Source organism: Desulfobulbus alkaliphilus, from assembly GCF_016918545.1.
GTDB classification, from domain to species: Bacteria; Desulfobacterota; Desulfobulbia; order Desulfobulbales; family Desulfobulbaceae; genus Desulfobulbus; species Desulfobulbus alkaliphilus.
Genome location: NZ_JAFFQC010000229.1, coordinates 1 through 452, shown reverse-complemented (window position 1 = coordinate 452; position 452 = coordinate 1). Strand labels below are relative to the sequence as shown.

The 452-nt window shown below is 58.8% G+C and carries 1 protein-coding gene; it reads left to right on the top strand.

Annotated elements, in window-relative coordinates; genetic code table 11:
* Window positions 1-124 precede the first annotated feature (124 nt).
* Window positions 125-452 (top strand): MFS transporter (locus tag JWG43_RS18270; RefSeq protein ID WP_205244356.1); only part of this gene is annotated, 328 nt, incomplete at its 3' end.

Sequence of the window (452 nt, the reverse complement as noted above, 5' to 3'; positions counted from 1 at the left end):
GGTAGAATGTATACATGTTTCCCGGAAGGAATAACCAAAGTGATTAAATACCATTTCAATTCATTACTGTGTGTCAGTAGACTCGCGCCCCAATCGATTTTCCCCCTAGGCCTTGAGGTGACTGATGCCATTGATTCTTCTGCTTGTACTCCTGGTGCTGTTCAGCCCGCTGGCCATCGACATCTATCTGCCTGCCATCCCGCAGATGGCCGAGCAACTGGGAGCCGAGGTGACCCTGATGCAGGGCACCATCACCTGGTTCCTGTTCAGCATGGGATTGGGTCAACTGCTGGTGGGGCCGCTCGCCGACCGCTATGGCCGCAAACCCATCGCGTTGGGGGGCGTGCTGCTCTACGGGCTGAGCGCCCTGGCAGCCGGCTTTGCCGCCAGCCTGGGTGAGCTGATGTTGGCGCGGGTGCTGCAGGGCTTCGGTGCCTGTGCCACCTCGGTGG